General features: G+C 49.3%; 1 protein-coding gene (only partly in view). It reads left to right on the plus strand.

The window, feature by feature from the left end:
- Positions 1–24590, plus strand: the 5' portion of a protein-coding gene (locus ABEA14_RS07020) for an Ig-like domain-containing protein (protein WP_345339186.1). It continues 14149 nt past the right edge of the window; the window shows 24590 of its 38739 coding nt (coding positions 1–24590); the start codon lies at positions 1–3; the stop codon falls past the right edge of the window.

The following is a 24590-nucleotide window of genomic DNA, read 5'->3' on the forward strand; positions in this document are numbered from 1 at the left end:
ATGTCTATTCAAAAATTTAGCCTTTTTGCCATTCTATTCCTCGCAAGCCAAGCTGTTGCTGAAACAGATATCCAGGCTACATCCCCCATTATTGAGGGGGCTACGCAGGTAAGCTACCGCGCAGTTATTTCCGATTGTGGAAGTATGGATCGGCTTGAAGCTGGTAGCGCTACGGATCTAAGGCAATACACCAGTGACGATGTTACTCCCCTCTTGGAACCGATGGGGTACTGCTTTGTTTCTTTTACGCTCGATTCTGCCGACCGCCTTCAACCCACAGTAAAAATTGTACGCTCTGATGCGAGCGTAGAAGACTATACAGAGAGCTTTATCTGGGAGGAGGCTGCTCCCTCAATCGGCTTAGTTAGTGCCGACATCAATACGACCCCCGATGGGAAACAACGGCTCGCTATTACTTTCGAAGCGAGTGATGACTCGGATCTAAGTCAATTAGAGGTAAATGCGACGGCTCTGCGGGCTTCTGATATCAGGGCGGCTGGCGGCGTTATCTCCGAAGCGAGAAAAAACTCGTTTGCCCGCACATCCGGCTTTGTCTCCCTTCACCCCACGAACGACCAGCAATCAGAATTCACGCTTTCTTTAGATATTGATGAGGCTTTGAGCGCACAAGCCATCGCAACAGATGTCATCGTACTTGTCGACGCTACAGCTATTGACGCCTCGGGTAATCAGTCCTCGATCTCAGAGATTGCGATGACAGGTGATTACATCAAGGAAGAAGCCTTATCCCTGACTCTGCCAAGTGAGCGAGTAGTTATCACTGCAGCGTTGCAAACTGTCCAGTTAGAGCCTGTTATCGATTTTCAGTTCAGGGGCTCGGTTAATGTTGGTGGATTGGGGCAGGGAGTTACATACAGCTCAAGTCACCCGGATATCGTGGCAGTTACATCAGCCGGATTAGTTTATCCGTTAGCAGAAACGCTGGATGAAGAAGTATTTGTTACGCTTCGTTACCCCGGGTTGCCCGAACTGAACGTTGCCATTGACGTTGATTACAGCAAGACGCTCACAGGCGTTTTTTTCGATCTTGATGATCAAGGTTCTCAGCTAACACTTCGCTCTTTAAATACACCTGTCTCTTTGCCAAACCTGCTGGGGCGCTACTCGGATGGGACAGAGGCTGCTATCCCCACCAACTGGAAGTACCAGCTTTCTATTCCCGATAGCTATGCGTCAATACTAGAGCACCAAGATGGCAAACTCACAGCTCGTGCGCCGATCTCAGATGATTTTCCTGCAGTTTTAAGAGTGAGCTTCTCAGCGCTACCTTCAATTGAGGCCGTGCTGAGTGTTGCGGCAGAAGACGCTGCCCCCCAAATTGAGCTGGATGTACCAGAAGAGCTGGCGCTACCGAGCGATCTTATTGTTAAGAGTGAACCGACGGATGATGTCGGCGTATCGAAGGTTGAATTTATCGTCGATGGCGTGACGGTGGGAACGCGTCAACAAGCGCCCTATGAAGTATCTATGCCTCTCCCAGACTCAATGGTTGGAAGAAGTTTAGAAGTGGTAGCCGTGGTGACGGATGTCGCAGGGCAGATCACAACATCCGCAAGTTCAGTGGTGCAACTCGTTAGTAAGCGTCAAGCGACACCGCCACAATATGTATTTGAATCCCCCGATGAAGGGAGTCGATTAGTCGAAGGGACTAATCTTGTTGCAAATGTCAGTCACTCCCTGGGTGTACTGCCTTATGTTTCTGACTCCAGTCAGATATCAAAGACAGAACTGTATTTTGATGGCCAGATGGTGGGCCAAAGCCTGTTCCCTGTCATACAGATAAGACCTCATCCTGACGGAGAGGAGTTGGTTGAAGTTTGGCGAGTGACTTATCAACTTCCGGGCATCTCGACAAAAGACAGCGTAAGAAATGTGTATGTCAAAGTCTATGGTCATAACGGATCAGAGGTACGCTCTGATGCGCGGCTGATTAGCATCATTGAAAACCAGTCACCTGGTATTCAGATCTTATCGCCACAAGTTGGCAGTTTAGCAACCGTTGGCCAAACACTACCTGTTTCTGTTCAAATCAGTGACGACACATTGCCCCTCGGTACTGAAGTGCGTCTGATGGTCAATGGTGAAGAACAGGGTAAGCAGACCGTATCTATAAATGATGAAGGAATTGAAGAAGGCCAAACCACAGGCATCGTTAATTTTTCTTACGTTATCAACAATGAAGCGTTGCTCTCCACGCTGGATATACAGGTCCAGGCGACTGATTTTCATCAGGAGTCAATTAATAGCCCGGTATTAGAAGTAAAAGTTAAAGCGGATGATCCGCCATCTGTTGCAATTACCTCTCCGACTGAGGGGGCTCCTGTTACCGCTGGGGTAGCGCTACAGGTGCGCGCAGATGCGATCGATGACGTTGGTGTAGAAAAAGTGGATTTCTACGTTAACGGTAGATTAGTTGGCAGTGATAGTTCGGAGCCATACGCAGCGTTTTATCAAACACCCAATCAAATTGAAAATGAGCAGCCGCTGAGAGTGCAAGCTATCGCGACTGATTCGGCTGGCGCTGTTACCGAAAGTAATGTGGTTAATGTCACTTTAGGTTTTGACGAGCAACTGCCAGTGCTAAATGTTGCTTCGCCTGAAATCGCATTTGCAGAGTTTGGAAAAGACTTCGCAAAAGTGATCGAAAACAGCGATTTTGTGCTCAAGGCCACAGGTTTTGACAATGTAGAGGTCGTGGCTCTTGAAGCAACTGGAATTAGAAAAGTCGGGAGTACCTACCTTCTGACAGGTGACCCTGCTGATTCGTTAAGCGGGCAAGAACTACAGCCGCAGGCTATTCCCGGAGAACTAAGCGCGTTTTCTGCGCTGAAACTTGTTAAAGCTCCCTCATTTTCAAACGAGCCAGCACGAGAGTTTGACAGCTATCCCGTCACTTTGTCGGCATGGGATAAGAGTGGTAATCGCTCTATCGTCGAATACTGGATCGCGGTGTTCCCGGATATGAACCCAGAAGTGGTTCAAGTGATCGCCGATACCAACACGTTGGGGCCAGACGATGCGTTGAGCGTAAGTGTTCTGGCAAAGGATGATCGTGCTGTCCAAAGTATCGAATTCAGGTACCTGCTTGGTGATACGGAGCTTGCTCTTCATCAGTTCGATGCGAGCAGCGGCCTTATTCCGTCACCAGATCTGTCGTTTACAGATACCATAGATCTGACTTCATTTGACATTCCCAATGAAGCGAATGAAATCCATATTGATGTCACTGCATTTGATAGTGGGTCAAATGTATCTGAGACATTCAGACATACTGTTGCATTGCTGCAAGATAAATTGCCGCCAAATGTATCCCTGGAAGCGCCTTCCCTTGGCGGAATGCTGATTGCTAACGAACAGACGGGAGTCAGTTTTAGTGCTAAGGACCCCGCAGGCATTAAATACGCTGAGTTGCGTGTTGATGGCGGGCTTGTTTGGTCTGAAGATCTGGCTGGTCCGTTGCTCTTTAGTAAAACGATTGATGTCACTCCGAATGAGGTCCAGTCTCAATTAACGCTGTCACTCATCGTCGAAGATACGTATGGCAATAGCCAAACTCATGACTGGCAGTTTGACGTCACTGGCAATGAGAAGCCGGTCATATCAATACGCCAGCCAGCAGCGGGCATTTCAGTTGTTGAAGGTGAGCAGGTTGTCATCACTGCATTAGTGTCGGATGACCTGGGATTAGAGGAGGTCAGCTTCTTTACCGACAGTGGTGTAGAGGTTGATGTTGTTGAAACCTATTCGGGTGAAGGACTGAACTCAGTCGTAGCCGATGGTGGGTATTTCACCAGTACAGTGCGGGTGCCTACCGTCACTGATGGTGTAGCCATCGGAGTGAAAGCAACAGATATCCATGGTCTGGTAACTACCAACATCCTTGAACTTCGTTTTGAAGATGATCGTGAATCACCGACAGTCGCATTGGGTCAGCCACTTGAAAAAGTATCGCTGTTGCCAGGGCAGTCTTTTGAGGTCGCGGGCATAGCTTCCGATAACCGCGTTGTTAGTCGCGTCATTCCAAAACTGCGGGCGTCAGACAACAGTGTGGTAGATGTTGATTGGGATAGTCTGGTCAAAAAAGACCGCGTTGAACAGATAAAAGTTGGTAACGATCAGAGTTTTGCAGACACAGTAATAGCCGAACGTTTCTACTCAGATTTCAATGCCAGGTTTAAAGTCCCGGAAAACATTTCCGATTGGGGCAACGAATTCTGGTTCAGTGTGGTCGTCGAAGACTTGGGGGTTAACACTAGTCAAACTCTTGAGATCCCCATTGAGATCCTCGCTGATACCGAGGCGCCAGAGATCACTTTCGCATCACCTACTGAATCCCTGGTAGAAGGGCAGCCTTTCGTTTTTGATTTGCAATTGGCCGACAATATCGGGGTAGCAAGTTACACCGTAACTCTGATTGCAGATAACGCAGAACCTCTGCTAATCGAAACAGGTTTGAATGAACGCCTGATTAGGGTAACTCATGACGATATCTTCGATACCTCTCGTTTCTCTCCTGTAGACGAGGATGGTGTAAAAGTAGCGCTCAAAGTAACAGCCAAAGATCTGGCCGGTAACGAATCTATTCACACAGAGAATCTGACAATAAAGCAGGATGAGCCACCTGAGGTTGTCATTGATAGCCGTTTGCCTTTATCCAACTGGATAGATGGACAATTGGTGTTCACTGAACTCAAAGTCAGCGATGACTTTGTCGCACCAGGCTATCCGATTCGCGGTGCAACGCTTGCTTCAAACATGTTGGCTGATGGCACGGGCAACGCCAGAAGCTGGCAGGGCAAGGCTCTGGATGATGGCTTGGGCAGTGTTCAGTTAGAAACAAGTTTTGATGAGCATTCAGGGCCCGAAGCCACGATTTATCTGAATGCATCCCAGTTTGCACTATTTAGTGCAGACCAACTGGCGATAACCCCGCCATCTTCTGAAAGTATTCACTCGCTCAAAGTTGACGTGGAAGGTCTTCAGGTTGGCTATCGAGTTCGCTATGAGCTGACGACTATATGCCCAGTTGAAAAGACTGAGTTAACAGTGTCCCATGACGATCTGCTGTTAAGCGATGGCACTCTGACTTTTAGTAACTGGATCCCGGAAGGTGCTGCTTTTATTGAGATTACGCCATTTGTCGGTGCTGAAGAGGAACTGACTTATCTGAAGCGTATCAAGCTGGATCGTTTAGATTTGGCCGAACCCTTCGCGGTAGAGTCTCCGCTGGATAAACTGGCGGGTAAAACTCAGATTCAATTGACGGTTATGGACCGTCACTCTCCGTCTGCAGAATCGCAGATAGTTGTGCTCCCCATGTGGCAGCAGAGTGAACAGGAGTTCTATGTTCAACAGCCATGGCTGCTGCCCTTTTTACCAACAAACAAGACGTTAAATCTCTATGCATTTGCTGCAGACTGGCGCGCACTCGATCGCGATCCTCTGGCACTCAGCAGTTTGCTTACCGAAACTCTGGCCTATGACAATTCAGCGCCAGAAATTTCTATTTCTGCACCAGGGATTGAAACCCGCATTACTGAAGGTGAGCGGATAAACGTTGAACTTCAAGGCAGTGATAATGCAGGGTTGGAGTCAATTTCACTTAGAGATGAGATGGGGCTCTATACTCAGGTCGCCGCCTGGCCCCAGCAAGATAGCTTTAGTTTCCAATATGAGATCCCAGATAACCGCGGCGGCTCTACACTAAGCTTAACTGCCGTCGCAAAAGATCGTTCAGGAAGAGAGTTTTCTGCAGAAGTCACCGTACCTGTGGTGGAAAATGAAGCGCCGCAACTTCACCTTCGTTCTTTGTCCTCATACATTGTCGACGGTAAGTACCAAAAAGTTATTGATGATGCAGCTCGGCTTAATTACGCAGAGTTCTGGCTGCGCTCTGGAGAAACTTTTGAAATTGAGTTTGATGCGCTTGACGATGTCGGCCTATCGGATATTAGCCTGAGTCGCTTTACTCGCGATGGTGAGCGAGTTGTCGAATATAGCGAACATTTCGGTCAGTCGTGTCCTCAGCCAGAGATAAAGACCGTATTGGGTAAAGCACTTGAACTGCGTTTTGAGCAGGTTGAGCCAACTGAATACCAGCTTCGAGTCACTGATAAACTCGGCGTCACAACTGAAAAGAACTTTATTGTCCACCCGTTGGCGAACATCGCCCCTGAAGTTCGAATCGTTACCCCTGCGGAAGATCAATTCATTGTCTCGGGCACCTTCCAGATAAAAGTGGGTGTTGTTGTTGCTGATGATAGAAGAGTAGGTGACTCCCAGATCCGGGTTAGCGCCAATGGCGTCGAACTTGGTCGGGTCTCAGAGCGTAGATATAACGATATTACGATGAATGATAGTCAGGTCACTGAGGCTATTGACGATATCTACGATGCGCTTGAAGCTAAGTATTCGGTTTCTGTTGCGGATGACTACGGAACGCGTGAAAGCGAATTCATCACGTTAAAAACCTTCATGTATGAGTTACCGGCGCAAGTGTATCAGCAGAATCAGGAAGTCGAGTTTGTGGCGACAGTGACTGATTCTGACAATGCATTTGGCAGTGATGATGTGTCGATTGTTTCAGCAGTCGATGAAATTAAGCCAGAAATTAGTGTGATAGCGCCTGGTGTTGGTCTCGGCGCTGTTGAGAATGCAGACCTTACACTGGATTGGCGAGCATATGACAATGTCAAAGTCGCTTCTATGGAGGTTTACACCACTTATGGCGTATGGGAATCCGATAAGGACTACCGTCGTCTGGATAGCGACTATCAACTGGTACGCAGAGTCTCATCTATCGCCAATGTAGATGCAGATCCTATCACTACCAATAATGTTGATACGCCTCTCTACAAACAGCTGTTGCATGTAGAACGTCTGGCCCAGATAGCAGAAAAGTTTGACCAGTTGACGGATGTTGAGACCGCGCGTTTTGACGTTTGGATTAAAATTGTTGCTACTGACGCATCAGGTAACTCTTCTACCAGAGAGTTTAGCCTGCCAGTCACTATTGATGAACGCCCTGTCATCGACTTAACAACCCCTACAGATGGTTCCCGGGTTGTTGAAGGCGCACTTCAAACTATTCAGGTTAACGCTTTTGATGATGTTGGCATTGACTCTGTCCGCGTTGTCGTAAACCGGGGTGGAGTGCAGTTGCTCGACATGAAGAAACATCAGCCTCCTTATACGTTTGGCCTGATGCTTCCCGCTTTCAATGCTCAGAACCCTGATGACAATATAGTTTCTATTACTGCTGAAGCGCTTGATACATATGGTGCCAAGTATGGAGATCTTGACAGACATGTTGCCGTTGAGAGAGCGCTGGTTGAAATTAAGCGTGATACTCCACCTACCGTAGCCATTGCTAATCCTGCAGCTGGTAGCAGTGTGACGGAAGGTGAATACCTTTTGGTTCAGGTCGCGGCAGCGGATGATATTGGTGTTGATTCGGTATCCCTCGCTGTTTCAGGGCTGGTAACAGGAGACAAAACACTTGTCTCAGCCAGTGCTCCCTATGATTTCTACATTCCTGTTCCGTATGGGCAAGCAGGGAAGGATCTTGAGTTCGTCGCTTCAGTAAAAGAGGTTCAAGGCATCGGGGAGGCAAGAGTTGTCTCCGCAGCCGACAAGTTGACCGTCGTGGTCACCAAAGACGATATCGCGCCGGAGCTCGTGATCTTGTCACCTTCGGGAATGGGAAGTTCGATAGCAGAAAAAAGACCTTTAGCCTATCAGCTCGCTGTTACAGACAATGTCAATGTGTCGAGTGTACGCGTTGAATTGGTTGCCGATCAGAACCTGGACGGCAGCCTGGATCAGCAAACTGAAGTTGTCTCCAGCAGTGTTCTTCTGTCTGCGCCCTGGTCAGGACAGTTAGATGTTAAAACCATTGATGCTTACCTGGCCGATAGCCTTGAGTCGGCGTCTTTGCCAATGCAACTGTTTGTCACCGCACGAGACGGCGCTGGCAACGAAACAACAGCCGTTCAAAGTATCAATTTGATTGAAAATCAGCCGCCAAGAGTGGATCTAATCCGCTTCTTGAACGCGCAAGGTGAGGCATTTGCCAACAACGGTGATGTTATTGCTGAAGGCCGGCAAATCATTGTTGATGTTCAGGCAAGTGATATAGAAGTAGGTGTAGCCGAAGTTACTTTGTATCAAGCGGTTGGTTCTGCAGACCCTGAACAACTGGATTATGTTGCAGTGGCAACAGACTCGGCGTCTCCATTCCTGTTCCATGCTGAAGTACCTAAGGGGCATGTTGGAGAGAAGTTGAGTTACAAGGCAACAGCGAAAGATGTAGACGGTAACGAGTCTGAGTTGTCTCTGGCGTCAACGATTACCATTGGCGAAGATATGGCTCCAGAAGTGACCATTATTCAGCCCGATTCCGATGCTGTTGTAATCGATGGTCAGACTTTGTCAGTTATCGCCCGAGTGAGTGATGACCTTGGCGAAGAGGGTGTTGACCGGGTGCAATTCCATGTCAATGGTGTGGCTGTTGACACAGTTTATCGCAGTATTTCCGAGGTAAATGGTGGTATCGGTCAGTTTGATTTGTATCAGCTGGATATCTTGCCACCCCAGGGGGTGGATGGATTTGTCGTACAGGCAATAGCCTACGATAAGCTTAATCAGTCAGGCAGCTCTGAACTTGTAAGTGTGGGGATTATTGAGGATACCGTTAAACCTCAGCTAGAAATTCTTTATCCACTTGACGGAGATGTATTAACAGAAGGCGAAACCCTTACTTTATCTACGCTGGTGACTGATATCGGCGTTGAAGATGAGCGCACAGTACATGCTGAACTTATTCGGGAGTATCAGCTTGCGACCGGTGAGTGGCAAGTGCTCAATAGCCGGACCATCGAGCTATTCCGAAATGACCTGCTTGATGGACGACCAGAATTTGTCGACGTAAGTGAGCCGAAAGAGCATCAGTATGTCTATTGGGCGCAGGTCGCGGATGGCAATGTTATCGCTCGACAGAGAAACCGTAATGAGCGTGTTCGTGCGGTTCTGACAGTGACTACGCCAGAGCACGTAGTCACTCAGAAGAGCCACTACGAAGTGGGCTTGGGAATTACGGATCGAACCTATCTGCAACCGGGAAGCGAAAACGTTTACCAGCAACAAAAAGAAGCTAAAACTGTTTATTACAGCGCTGTGGATCAGTTCAGCTCTGATACTAAACAGGGCGCTCTCATTGCGAGCTGGTCAACTGTCGACCCTGTAACTCTGGAGCAAGGGGTTACTGTCATCGACGGTGCTGAATCTGAAATAGCTTGCGGTGCGTGTTCAGGGATCTTCCTGTCTGAGTTTGTCGATGATGTAAATGATGATGGTGAACGATTTGTCTATTCAGAGTTACTCAATGGAGCCTCTGAAGTTTTTGATGGGGTGATCAGTGATATCAAGGCTGATTCTCAGTTCGTCTTGGCTTCTAAACATGGCGTAACTACATTAAAAGTCGATTGGGTTCCAAAAGTCAGCTTTTCTCTGCTGTTGGAGCTGGAGATGGCCAAGGAACCCGAGACAGGGGCTCATTATGAGGGCGCCGACGTTGGTGAGCTTCTCATCTTCTCTGTACAAAATGGTGATGCTCAGTTTGGTTTGCCTTATCTATTGAAAGGGCGTTACGAATTACCCTACCCACAGGCATACGGTGTCGCACGTAAAGACAATCTGGCATTTGTTGCCAACGGTCATGGGGGGGTGCAAGTCGTTGACCTGGCCAATCTGGAGCAACCTCGTCGAATTGGCTTTATCAAGCCAGATGGTTATAGCCGAGACGTTGTAATTAAGGATTCCTTCGCCTTTATTGCTGCCAGCCATCAGGGTCTGGTCGTCGCCAATATCGCCGATCCATCTATGCCGGTTATTGCGTTCGCCGATACGCTGGGAGTTGCAAATCGAGTTACCGTCGTTGGCAACACTGCTTATGTGACTGAAATGTCTTCAGAAGGTCAGATTGCGCAGCTCAGCTTGTTTGACATCGCAGACCCTTATCATCCGACATTTGTGCGTGCAATCAGCATTACTTCAGGGCGTCCAGAGTTGCGTAGTGCAGGCGTTTATGATGTTGAGGTGGTAGGCAACTTAGCTTACATCACTGCACATACGCTGGATCAGGAAGATAAGCCTGCGCAGAGCCTTGTCGAAATCATAGACCTCAAGCAGGTAGATATTGAGCGAGATGATGCGACCGTTCCGGTAATGATTAATCGTGAGCCAGAAGCTGATGGTTTTGTGATTCGCGATTTGGCTTTTGCCAATGGTGCGGTTCATGCGGCTTCGGGCAAACAGGGCGTTGCGCGCATAGAGCTGAGTGAGCTGACGGTTGTACGGGTATCTCCTGCGGCAGATTCGACAGAGGTCTATACAGATATAGATCTCATCGAAGTGGCGTTTTCTGGTGCAATCGACAGCACACAGAATTTAAACGACTTCTTCTCTGTCTACCGTGGAGAGGTGATCGCTGATGGCGAGGGTGGCTATATGGTTGGTGAGGACGTCACCGACCAGTTCAATATTGGTTTCCTTGACAGAGATATCGACAGCAAGCGTATTGTCGCTGTAGCGCCAACGCAAGCGCTGGAAGCAGGCACAACCTATACCCTTATTGTCAAAAAAGGACTCTCACCACTAACTGGGTATGTGTTAGCAAATGACTTCCTTTCCTCTTTCTCTACTTCGCCAGCCGGAGCGCAATTACACCCGGAAATTAAGTCAGTAACGCCTACCAGTGGTGGTGTCGACGGGGGAGACGAGGTTGTCTTAACCCTGGCGCATCCTGGTGAAGAGCTTGAGGTCCTGATTGGTGGACAAATAGCTTATATCAAGGATATGCAAAAGGATGGCGATGACACCCTGGTAACTATCGTCACACCGCCTAACTATGCGGGACCAGCAGGGATAGAAGTACGGAATAGCCAGACACTTTCTGACAGCATTATCGGTGGTTTTACTTATCTTGATCAGCTTCACATTAGTGCGTTAAGTCCTGCAGTGCTCGACCTGAAACAAGCCGGCGCAGGAGCGCGAATTTCAATTATTGGTTACGGATTTGATTCAGATCTTGAGCTGATCGCTTATCCACACGGTCAGCCAGAGAGTGCGATCACAACTCCGATTAACGGTAGTTCATTAAAACTGATTAGCAGTGAGCAATTGGAGTGGGTTTTACCCGATTTTGACGTGGCCTCTCGTAGTTACATAGACATCGAACTACGTAGCGAGTCAGGGCGACTGACAGTGAAACCAAGGGCCTTATTCCTTGGTGGTTTATCTATTAACAGGACTATCGAAACTCGCTTGCCTTATACCTACGGCCAACTGCAGGAAGATTTAGCAAGAGCAAGGGAAGGGCTTCCAAGTGTGATTGTCCCAGATCCGACCAAGCTTCCGCCTGGACGTATTGTTGGTATTGAATCTGACGCCAATCTAGGTCTTTTGTATATATTGGGCGCTCCCGTACCGGAGAGTTATAGCCCTAGATATACCCATCAAAATGTGACTAATATAGAGCAGCTGACCACTTATATCACCCCAGGTTGGTTGTCTTTGGTGCATTACCAAACGGAATCGCTTGATAATGCTGCACCAATGTTTGGGCTTGGTTATTACGACTTACCCCAGGACCTGTCTCCATCATCAATCGTATTGGACGACAAACACCTTTATGTTGCAGCCAATGGTTTTGAATTGCCTCATATTGATACTCAGTATGAAGGCAAGCCCTGGCTGCTGGTGTATGAACGAGAAACACGTTTACCAGCGGAACTGGATGGGTTAGAAAAAGACCGGGACATTCTGTTCTCAATACCCCTGCCTTCCGAGGACGCACCAACCAAAATGCAGGTGGTTGACAAGCTGCTGGTAGCACAGGCGGCAAATAAAGAACTGTTACTCATCAGTCTTGCTGATCCTCTGAAGCCGACGCTGTTGCAACGTATCTCCTCGGCCAATGTGTCAGGTTACTCTGAGTCTATTTCGATATCTGACTTTTCTATAAATAACAATACGTTGAGTATTTCTGCGCAAGCGAACAGTGGCAAGTATCTGGTTGATTTTGATCTATCCAGACCTTCAGCGCCTCAAGTCGCATCACGCAGGCTCCCGAGTGGCGCAGATTCGCTGTTGTCAGATGCCAGCCAGCCATTGGCGTTAGTTGCATCAGGCAAGCAAACTGCTGTACTAGATATTCGTCAACCACGAGTTATTACTGAGCTAGGTCGCTACATCGACAACGGGTTTACGCTTCCTATCGGATTACTCGCGATGGACGGAACGCTGACTTCGGTTGCTCAATTGCGACGCGCCAAGGGATCTTGTCGTGGCAAGGATGAGATAAGATCAGAGTTGGATTTACTCGATATCAGCCGACCTGGAAACGTTCAGGTTCTTGACGCCCTAGAACTTAATGGTTGCTCAGTTGTACCAACCGTATATCAGTACGAGTCAAAGGCCATTGAGTCAGGCGATGTGAATCAACATATTACAGCCGATGGCGTTTATGCAGTCTCTGTCGGTCTCGATAAGAAAAGATCAAAGTTATTGCTGATTGATACTTTGACAGCTGATTTGGTTGACCACTATCCGGGTCACGGCGAAGCCGGTGTCGCTTTAGACAGCGTGGTGTCGTTTGACTTCAACCACAACGTTGTTGTGCCTTCAGATCAAGATGCGGGTGCCTATCTGGCACGCTACCTGGCTCTGATAGAAGAAGATGGTTCTGATGATGGACTGATGGTCGCTTTTGAGGCAGAACTCAATGACAGCGACCCTTCAATACTCTCTCTGATCCCTTCGGAGAATTTGAAGCCTGATACCGATTACCGCATAGAACTTTCGCCAGACCTGGCGGCAAGAAGAAGCGAGGGACTTGTTACATACAAGGTTCAGTTCACAACCGGAACTGGCACCGGTTTGTCCCCTCAAATTGTAGATGTTGAGAGTGGTGTTGTCCCCGTAGAGGGCGGTCAGGCTGTCGTTGTTACACAAAACGCATCAAACGCCCTTATTTGGGTTGGTGATGAGCTGGCTGCCATAGATGAGCAGCTCAATGATGGAGATGAACAACGATATACCATCACGGTGCCTCCTCATGCTCCGGGTGTTGCGTCACTTTCGATTGAAAGTAATGACGGTCGTAAAGACACCTTGTTAGGCGCCATCCGCTACATAGAGCCACTGGTGGTTAATGCTATTGCGCCAAAAGTGGGTAGCGTAAATGGTGGTACAAAGGTCGTAATATCAGGCCGGGGTTTTGTTGCTGGCAACGGATTCACCAATGTGAAAGTCGGGCCGGTTCAACTTACAGAAGACAAGATAAATGTCATTAGTGCAGAACTGATAGAAATTGAAACACCTGCCGGTCAATTGGGTAGTGCTTCGATATCAGTACTGAATACTGATGGTCAGGTTGCAGTGCTTGATGATGCGTTCACATACCAGCAGCCTTCAAACATGCGTATTGAAAGTGAGCCTTATACGCTTCATGAGCTCGCGTTAGATCCCACCAATACATACATGATGGCAGCCGCAGGTGAGGCTGGCGTACTTATCTACAATGTTGATGCGTCCGCCTACACGGCCGATCGTGAGGATGTTGCCAATCCAGACGAACTCCTTCAGTTGATTGATCGCAACGGCGACGATATCGATGATCGCGTTGTAGGCCAAATAGCGCTGCCTGCAGGCTACCATGCACTTGGATTAACCAGTTCCTTCAGCCGCAATAGCAATAGACTCTTTGTTACAGCCGCCAAGCTAGTCGCAGGTCAACCTGAAGAAGCCCGGCTGTTCATCATAGGTGTTGACGGTAGCGACTTATCTGAAGGCGCCGTGCTTCGTTCATTGCGTCTTTCAAGCGATTTCGCCAAAGGCATTGATCGCCATGATCACCAGTTGATTGTCGCTATGGGCAATCAGGGCCTGGGCTTTGTGGATGCTTATCTGAACACCAAGGCCTATGTTACAGACAAGTTCGCATTGCCTGGCACGCTCCCCGCACTCGATGTAGAGCGCCTCTCAAACTCACACGAAGAGGTGATCGCGGCCGTTGGTGGCGAATATGACTTCGAGCATCAACGATTGCTCTCAGAGGAAAGAGCCGGTGTAGGGGGCTTCTACCTCGTCGCCAACGATGCGACCAACGGAAGACATTTAGTGTCATCACTGGATATACCTGCCTCAAGAGTGAAGGTTTATGGAAACTTTGCTCTGTTGGCTGCGGGTGACTCTGGTCTGGTTATTGTCGATATCGCAGATCTCGTTAATCCTGAAGTGGTTAATCGGACCAGCCAGTTTGGTTATGTATATGACGTATCTGTTTCTGGTCATATCGCTTACATCGCGACTGAAAATCAGGGCATTGTTGCGCTGGACATTAGTGATTCAACCGCTCCTATTATCATCGACAGCTTTGAGCATCTGGATTCGAGTTTCTCCAGAGCCGTTGTATCGTCCCCTTATGAAGTTCTGTTTGGGGGAAGTGGCGTTATCCAGGCGGCCCCGGATGTGACGCTGAAGTTGCATAGCTTCACTCCAGAATCGGGCGTTGTGGAGCTGACCGCGAATGCTATTGCATCGATCCGTTTACGTTTCAATAAGGCGGTCGATCTGTATCAGCGAAACTTCGAATATGTCGAAGTAGAAACAGGGGCAGGGTTGCCTGTTGATTACACCGCGGAGTTCGTGAATAACGACTTGTTGATTCATTTGCAGGAGAGCAATGAATTTGCTGCCGGTGATCGACTGATTGTTCGCATCCGAGATGGTTTGCAAGCCACTAAACCGGTACTGGTTGACGATAACCCGGTTAGCCTGACGCTATACACCCTGGCTAGTACGATCGAGCTACCTTTTGTTCTGGCGACAGATCAGCGCGAATTGCTGGAGATCGAATCGGTATTGCCTCGTCATGTAATGCAGGGCTCGCCCGCTGAGATCACCCTGGCTATGAAAGGTGTGTCCCATTTGACCGATGAGCTGTCTATTGCTATCGGTGGACAGGAACTCGACATTCAACGCATTGAACCAAGCAGCGAAGACTCAAGCGTCAGCTTGGTTTATGGGCGCCTTGCGGGTATCGAAATCCCCGGCTCTTATGACGTGTTTGTTCAGGCAACGCAGAAAGAAGTGACTTTAACTGCGCAAATGAAAGGTGCGTTAACCGTTGATGCGGAGTTGATTCTTGATTCGTTTACCCCTCTTTGGGGGCCTGTCACTGGCGGGACCTCTCTAACGGTTTATGGTCAGGGATTTGAACCTGGCAGCAGTGTCAGTGATGGCATTATGGTTTCTATTGGCGGCGTGCCAGTGTCCCGTGTCGATGTCATATCGTCCACCGAGCTGCGAATTGGGACACCTCGGGGGCTTCCGGGTAAACAGACGCTGCAAGCGACGAATCGTTATGGCCAGACAACTGAGCTAGCTGCTGATAAAGGCTTTGGCTATGGTTTGCGTTTCCTGTCAGATGTGAGCTCTAAATATGTTCATCCATTGGACTTGATTGTCGACCAGGAGAGTGGCATTGCGCTGACTGCCGCTGGCTATTTCAGAGATAACGGTCGCGCCAGTATTTTGCAGGGCGCGGTTTTGCCTGAATCCTGGCTGGCCGCAAGCTTCGACGTTCAACAGCCGGATAGGCCATTGTTAGTGGGTGGTGCGTCATCGCTGGCGTCTGATAGAAAGCATCAACTGGCTATCTCCCGTTACGCTACGAGTGCTAGGTTATTGGCGAAAACCTTTGATGGTGAAGAGTTTAATCTCGACTTGCTCAGCGATAGTGAACGACGGGATTACGAGCGAAACAAAGATTATGCGCTGCAAAAGTCAGCCGACTCCGTAGCAATCCAAGTGGCGACAAACCCCGAAGGAGGGAAGTCGCTATTTACCGCCAACGGACCGGCAGGGGTCACCTGGCTAAATCTTGATGATAAAAATGCGCTACAAACCCAGGGCTATATTTGGTCAAGTGGACAGGATGTTATTGCTGGCTTGAGCAAATCCGGCAATTCACTATTTGCTGCCGCGGTTGAAGGTTCGGCTGAGACACCAGACACATGTGCCTCTGCTTTCGAGGACGGGCAAGCATCGAAATTACTTGCTGCAAACTTTACCGATCCCACAGATCCAATTGAGGTACCGGCAACTCTTGGTATTACAGGTGGTACCAACTTAACTTACCACCAAGGTTGGTTGTACGGTCATGAAGCAGGTATGGCGGCAGTTTGGAGCATCCGCTGCCCTGCATCATGGGCGGATATGACAGTCGCACCGTTGAAGTCCTACGATAGCGATACGTTAACGGCTGTCAGCCTGTACGATCCCTATCTAACCAAGCAGTGGAATTTCACCAATACACTCTATGACTATGCGTTCCATGGCAATTATGTGATTGCAGCACTGGGCTTTGACGGTGTAGAGATCTTTGACCAAAGCTCGCCAGAGCAACGCATCAGGTTGACGGTAGACGATACGCTGCAACATGTCCCAGGCAAGGCCGTTAAGCTCAAAGTTCTGGGTAGCACCCTGTTTGTATCAACTGATTATGGTGTTGTTGTCGCTGATATCAGAGATCCAATGAATCCAGTGGTGGTCTCCGCCGGTAACGTTGAACCCATAGTATCTATCGATTATTTCAAGGGCCGATTACTGGCAGCTTCTAAAGAAGCGGGTCTTAAGAGTTTTGACTTGCCTGGCGCCCTGGTTACTGATGTTTCCATAGCGCCTGGCCAGCCGTTAGCGGAAAACCAAGGGCTGACGATGCAGTTTAGTGAAGCCGTTACCCTTGATTCGGTTGTGGCGGGCTTGACCTTGACCAACGCTAACAGTGGCGTGCCTCAAACAGTCGATATTGAACCTGTTGATCTTCAGGGAGAGGGGACTGACACATTCATCATCAGGTTTGGGCGAGAGGCGTCAACTCAGTACTCACTCCAGGTGAACTCTGTTGCTACATTGAGAGGCACCGGCCTCTGGGTAGGTTTTGGCCAGAGCTTTACGACTGCTTCTGCAGGAACCTTGGCTCCGACTATTGATCGCGTTGTCGATGGCGCTTACCTCGAAGGTGAGCAGGGCGAGATCAAGATTGAAGGTGAAGGGTTCAGAGCAAGCGACCAGTTAAAACTGTATGTCGACCAGTATGAAGTCAGCTACTTGTGGCTGAATGAAAACACGCTGGTTATTCCTGCCGGCGAGCTAGAGCGATTGCCGCTGGCTACAGGCCAGCATCATGTGAAGTTAATCGATGGCGAAGTTTCGACTTTCTATCCTGGAGGCATCCTCAAAGGTGGAGAGTTTGCATTTGCCGAATACTCACTGACAAACGAATCCCTGGACCTCTCCGGTGGGCAGTTGATCTCAGTGGTTTCATCTCATGATGTGATCCTGCCGGGTACCAAAGTGGTACTTGAGTCCCCTGATGGACAGTTTATTGAAAGTGAGTTTACGCCTGACGGTGCCGTGATTAACGATTTGGAAGATGATGTCGTTACACTGAACCGTTTCGAGTTCAGAGCTCCGGGTGTTGTGGCGCCGGGCGCATATGCGGTTTATCTGAAGCGGAATGATGTGCTTACTCTGGTTGGGCAGCTTTCCTATGCGCTGCTGTCACAATCATTGTACGAATTGCCTAACTACCCTCCACATGTCATTGGAGCCATGGAGCAGGTCGGTGATCTGCTTGTAGTCGGACTCAAGCATGGACAACAAGCGACTCAAAACAATCCTAGTCTGCTTTTGCACGGTATTGAGCTCTATGACGTATCGTTGCCAAACAGGCCTGTGAGGTTAGCGCAGCTACCTACAGGGCAAACCATTAGTGCTGTTGAAATTGTTGATAATATTGCCTATTTCGCAAGTGGTAGTGACGGTCTGCTGGTGGTTGATATCGGTGAACCTGCATCGCCGGTACTTATTGAGAGTTTCCCTGTACCTGGTTTTGTGGCGACAGACCTGAGCTATGACCCTCTTCAAAACGTGCTTGCGATGAGTGTCGTTAGTGAGCTGGGTACCGGATTTGTCAGGTTCTTCGACCTTTCAGATGATCAGCTCCAACCACCACTGTCTCTACCTAACAAGTTGTTTGCGTCTGGAGAGCTGGAAGGCCAGCCTCTGGCTATCGAGTGGCATCAGGGACAGCTGTTTGTCCTGTTGAAGCAGGGCGATGACTTAGCATTGGTTAGGTTTGAGGACCCAACGTCAGATGACTACGAGATTCAGCAACTGGATGTGGTTAATGCAGCGTCCTTGAATGCAGATTTGGTTGTTCAATACGGGCAACTGATCATCACAAGCGCCGATATGACAGTGGTATACCACGAAGATCAAAACGGTGAGTGGCAACCGAGCAGTTGGAGTCAAACCGAAGGTGCTGAAGGAGCACTGGCAGTTGTTGATGGTGATGTCGTTATTGCCAGCGATGATGGCGTCAGCTCGCTACCAGAAACGCAACTGGTGTTAACCAAATCGCAGCCAGAATCTGGAGCCGAGCATAGTCTGTCGGAACCTGTTGAGCTGCATTTTAGCCAGTTGATCAACACAAGTTCTGAAATCCTTGAAGCCGCAGTGAAGGTGTCTGTTGATGGTGTCGAGCTGAGCCAGGATCAATTCACTCTGGTTGCAGAGAACAGACTGCGCGGAGCATTGGTGTCCATCTCAGGTTTTGATATTGGTGCAGCAGAACGCGCAATGCTCAGCATTGAGGTGAACCAGAATCTGCTCAACCTGGCAGGTGATCCTTTACGTTCGCCAGTGCACTTATCATATTCACTGGTAGCGAACCGCCCAGTGATTGAACGTGTTATGCGCCTGGAGGCAGGCGAACCCGTTGGCAGATTCATACATGGCATTGCCGGAGAGATCCTGCAAATCACTGGTAGTCAGTTCGGCAGTGTAAAAGGGAACCTCAAGGTCTCTGTTGGCGAAACCGAGATCTCATCAGATAGCATTCAGCTAATTGATGATGGCGAAATCCAGGTTGAATTGCCAAACCTCTTCCTTGCAGGAAGTGCGACGGCGCTATCTGTCGAAGTGACTCGCGGTGACGTGACTGTTCGTCTGAACGGTGCTGTTGTCGCATTACCTACGGTTGATATTCAAGATGTAAACCCGCTGCGCGGACCGCCACAAGGTGGCAATTTCATTGATATTTATGGCGCAGGTTTTGGCTCGAACACCCAGGTATATTTTGGCGGTAAGCCTGCTGGTGAGATAAGACTGATTTCGAGCAATCAGATTCAAGTCCGGGTGCCTGCGGGTGACTTCGGTTACGCAGATATTAAAGCGGTTAACCCACAGTTCGCATTGGAAGAGTCTTTCGCCGAGGAAGCATACTTCTACACAGGCAGTGCCACGGGTGTTGTTGACTTTGCCAACGACAAACCCAGTCCGATCTCTGCGATAGCGCTTTCGGATCAGGTTCTGTATTCAGCGACAGGTGGTGAATATGATGTTTACAACGTCGAAGGCCGACTAAGTAAGAAGTTAAGAACGAATGTGGCGCGTTTGGTGGTGACCGATGTCTCTGACCCTGTACGCCCCATCGTTGTGGAAAAAGAGTTTGCAGACCAGCTTTACCCTTACGCATTCGACGTAACTGGCGGGCTAGGAACCAAAGGCTTTGAAGTGCTTAAGGTTGACGGGATCGATCTGTTTGCCGCGGGTGGCCGAACCTTGTTCCTGTTCGACTTGACGCTGCCGACTGATCCTTTGTTGCTGAATAGCTATGAACTTTCCGGCGTGGTAAGAGACGTCGAAGTCGATCGCAACCTGATTTACGTCTCTCATAGCGGTGGCGTAGAGGTATTCCAGCGTCGCAATGACCGTTCGCTTCATTCAATCGCTATTGTCGATCGTACGGTACTGAAAGGAACACCATATGCGTTAACGAGAGACGGGGATACTCTATGGGTTGCCATGACCGATTCCCGTCGACTGATCCAGTTGGAGCTAGTTTCTGGTGAATACAACCGGGTTGATAGTTTTGACACGGTTGATATGGGTGACAACCGATTCCGACCAGAAGACGTGCTGGTTTACGATGATTTAGTTCTGGTTTCTTCCGGTGCAAACGCCAGTGTTGTGGCTTACCAGTTAGACAGAGCCGATGGCGCTGAGCCTGTTTCCGCTCTGAATCTGGCCTACCTGGTGAGAAGCGGAACAGTGTTTGCTGGTCAAATGCAGTTGCATGGCCAAGTTCTGTACATCGCTGCAGGGCAGGGTGATGTTCAACTCTATGACATATCTAATTGGATCTCTGGTCAATTTGAGACCGAAGTTGAACTGAAGCATTACTTCTCCGTCAACGGTGATGCAACTTCACTGGCATTCCATCCAAACGTTATGTATGCCGGCTCTGCTTTCCCTTATGTCAATGGCGAACCGGGCGAGAACCCTGTGTTTGATGCCTCTGGCGTTAACCAACTGGGTGGGCGTGTCAGCACACTTCAGAATGACCTGTTGATGATTACTGAGCATGCGCCAGCGGCGAGTGCGATATGGCCTAATCAGGAGCCAGTTTCGATTCAGTTTAATCGCTTGTTGGATCCTCAGTTGGTGCAGGAGTTTGGGGCAGATCTGTTTGAGATTCGCTTAGATGGTGCGAAGGTTGCGGGCAACGTTGATGCTCAAGTCACATCAGTAGGGACAAGACTGACGTTTACGCCAGATACCCCATTTGTTTCAGATAAGCGCTATTTCGTAAATCTGTCTGCAGGATTGAAGGATCTGCATGGGCAGCTACTAGGTTCAGATTACGGCTTTACCTTCACCGCTGCGCCTGATCTTCAGCCTGCTATCTCAGAAATCCTACCTGCGTTCGGGTCCTGGCGCGGTGGCCAGGCAGTTAGCATTTTTGGTAGCGGCTTTACAGATGAAACCAAGGTTTCAATAGGCAACCAGACGCTTCAGAGTGATGACGTTGATGTCCTCAGTGAGTATGAAGTACGCGTTGTAGTGCCAGCGATCGCCGCTTCTCCTTCAGATAACCTCCCGGTGTCAGTGTCGGTGCGTAATGGTGAACTCAAAGACAGTATCAGAGGCGCCTACATTTACATTGCCGATCCAGCGATCGATGAGGTTGGTGTCTGGAACAATGGTGTGTTGAACCCTAATCACCAGCAGTTGCTCTTTGGCAACCAGGAAATGCTGGCGATCAACGGACGGGGCTTGAGCCCACAGACTCGCCTGTACGTGAATGGTGAGCTGGCACCAGAGGTTCAATTAGTCGGGCCAAACACAATTACGTTCAGGCAACCAGCCGATCTCCTGGGCCCGTTACATATTGAGCTCAGCAATTCGGATCCATTGGCCACTGCCAGCAACCAAGAGTTAGCCGTTGTGCTTCAGGGTGAGACGAAGCTTTCGGATGTGTCTGGTATGACCCGATTTGGGCATAACTTAGTCACATACAACGCCGAAAACTGGCAATTGTTGTCGACACTTGAAGCTGATGAACCGCAGCTATTGGCAACAGGCAGTGAATCCGCTGACATTATCGCAGTCGCTATGAACAGCGATTATCTTGCTGTCGCATTTGGCGGGGTGACGCCGGAGGTGAATGTTTACAGCCTTGCGAACATCTATGCACCAGTGGTTGTGCGTTCGTTCACCAATACTCAGCAGGTTGCCTTTGAGTCTCTTGGGTTGCATGAAGATATCTGGTTCGGATTCAATCGCAATCAAGTTGTTGTCTCGCCTGTTCAGGGGGATATTGCAAAAGTCACGTCCTGGAACAATGGCGCTCTGGATGCTGTGACTGACCAGGATGGCATCTTCATCCTGTACGGTGACCGCGTAGAGTACCGGGTTGCAGAGCACTTCAACGATGTGAAGACGTTGGAACATTCGGTTATTGCGCCCGAAGCGCTTGTCTTAGACGGCAAACGATTGATGGTTCGCTCTGCCAGTGAGCTGGAATTGTTTGACCTGAATCTTTTTGTCGCCGAGCAACCAAGCCAACTTGGTAAGGCGCTGTTAAGTCAGGAAGATGTGCGCATTGCTGGGGAGTTGATGCTGGTTATGCAGCAAGCCCCTGAGCGATTAGCCGTGTTTGATATGGATAAAGTCGGAGAACAACTTGTTCTCAACCATATCACCGACGTTGTAGGTGTGTCGGATCCAGGTTCGTGGGCAATGTCCGGAGACTTATTGGAGTGGGTTGATGGTTCAGAATACGGAAACCTGGCTCTGCCACTAAGTAATTTGATTCAGGTCGCACCAAACAGAATCACCTCAGCGAATCAATTGATTCAGGCAACTATTGCTGGAGAGGTGACGGATTGGCTGGATGTCGCGTTGGATATCATTGCTGATGGGCAACAAACTCCAGTCGCAGGTGGCACTAATGTCGTCGGACGAGAGCTTCGTTTCCAGAACTTCAATGATGACTATGTGCTAGGGCAGACCTATAGACTGTCACTGTTTAACCAGCCGAACCATAGTGTTGCTAACGCCGAGGTAAATGTAGACATACCTTGGGCGCTCACCACTGCGCCAGTGTTCGGTGTTACTGAACCTCGACTGTTCAACTTGTACCCGTCCGGCTCCATCACGGATAGAGCGACTGACTTTGTTCTGTATGGGGAAAGTTTGTTTGCTGTTGAATCCCTGACCGTAGGTGGGCACACCTTTGACAGTGGACAGTTCAACGTATCGGCAGACGGTACTGAGTTACGTTTCAGTGCAAGCTTTAGCATTGCCGGTATTCACTCGGTAAACGTTCACTTTGCCAATGATAACGAACAGAAGTCTCTGCCAGCAGCACTGCTGATCACTCAGGCGATTGAACTGAATGATGTTGTGACCAACAACGCCAAGGGGGGCGATAAAGCGCTGAGTGACTCAGGGGCGAATACCATCCGAATTCAGGGCGCTGGGTTAGAGGGGCAACTCAAGGTATATCTGCTTCCATATGATCAAGGCTACCAGCTTGAAGATCTTGCTCCGTTGGCTCACAGGCTGGTTGGTGATGAGATCGTGATCCAGCACTCTCCTGTGGTTAATCCGGAAGAGAGTTATCAAGTAGTGGTGGTAAGAGATTCAACCAGTGAAACTGTTTATGCGCCAGTGCCGCTGTTACTGGTGGGTATCGATGACACCGCCCCTATTATGTCGAACTTGGCAGACGCTAATAGGCTCACCGTGATCCGGCCGCTAACGCTGACATTTAATGAGCCTGTGACATCTGCTGTATTTAGCGTGACCCAGACTTACCTCGACTACACGGACCGGGATGACCTCGATATCTCAAACAGGTTTGAGCTGCTGAATATCACCGACAACAGCCTCCAGCTTCGCCTGAAAGACGGGGTACTGGATAACAACGCTAGTTATAGCGTGCGGGTTGAGAGCATCGTTGATGAGGCGAACAACCTGGCTATTGGCACTGGTGTCAGCAATGGTAGTTATGAGTACAACTACCTGGCTCCGGATACTCTGGCACCACGAAACGTGTTGGTTAGTCGCTTGTCAGATCACCAGCCAGTTACGCCAGCTATGTTGCTGACGCGCGGACGGACGGTAGCGTTTAGTGTTGAGGCGACAGATAACTACGGCAGTGAGATTGCCTACAGTTACCGCCGTTCGACTGCATTCGACGCGGCTGAGACTCCGTGGGTGAGCGTGAACAATGATTTGACGTTCTCAGAGCAGATCAGAGAGAACTACGACTACCTTGAATTCCGTACAAGAGCGACCGATAGCGCGGGCAACTTTGCTGAACAAATCGCACGCTCAGCATTGAGGGATCCGCTGGTAGAGCTGGAAGCCTTCTTTACCAACCCTACAGAGCCTGAAGAGTCCGTCAGGGCTGAAATCAACTTCGATCTGCTTGGCGATATTGACATGGTTTACGCTGCTGAGATCAGCGTTGAACAGATTGATCGCGGTTTTCCTGTCGATGTTACCGCGCGCTACAGCAAGGCTAATGGCTCAGTTTCTGGTTCGTTCCTGAATCCTAAAATCAAATCTCTTCTGCCTGAAGGCGCGGATATCGTCCCTGTCGAAATGAATGCTCGCTTGAAGGTGCAGTATGGGTTTGGTGCGACCAAATTGTTTGAAATGCCTTACACCCTGTATCTGGATCGCACACCTCCAACAATAGAGATCGTGTCGCCTGGAGATGGGGATTTTGTAGCATTAGATGAACGCACTGATGTTCTGATTAAGAGCTTCGATAAATATGGGATTGAATCCGTCGAAGTACGAGTGAATGGCGGAATCTGGAACGTGCTTCCAGATCCTACCAAGTACAGCCTCGTGCCCACTGCGGATGATTTAGCTGATGGTATTCTGGTCGAAGCTAGGGCATTTGATCCAAATGGCAACCAGAGCAGCACAGCGAGTATTCAGATCTATCCATATGATGCTGAAGCGGGTGCCCCTAAAGTAGACTTCCTGGCACCTGCAAACGGCGCAACGTTCCACGAATCTGAGCTGGTCACATTCGAAGTTCAGTTGCGTAATGTGCTTGATGCCGACATCTACTTTGATATTGGTGGTGTTGAATCGGTAGTTCCCGTTGCCACTGTATCGCGCACTAATGAAGACAGCGA

The organism is Corallincola platygyrae, from assembly GCF_039544265.1.
In the GTDB taxonomy this organism is placed as follows: Bacteria; Pseudomonadota; Gammaproteobacteria; order Enterobacterales; family Neiellaceae; genus Corallincola; species Corallincola platygyrae.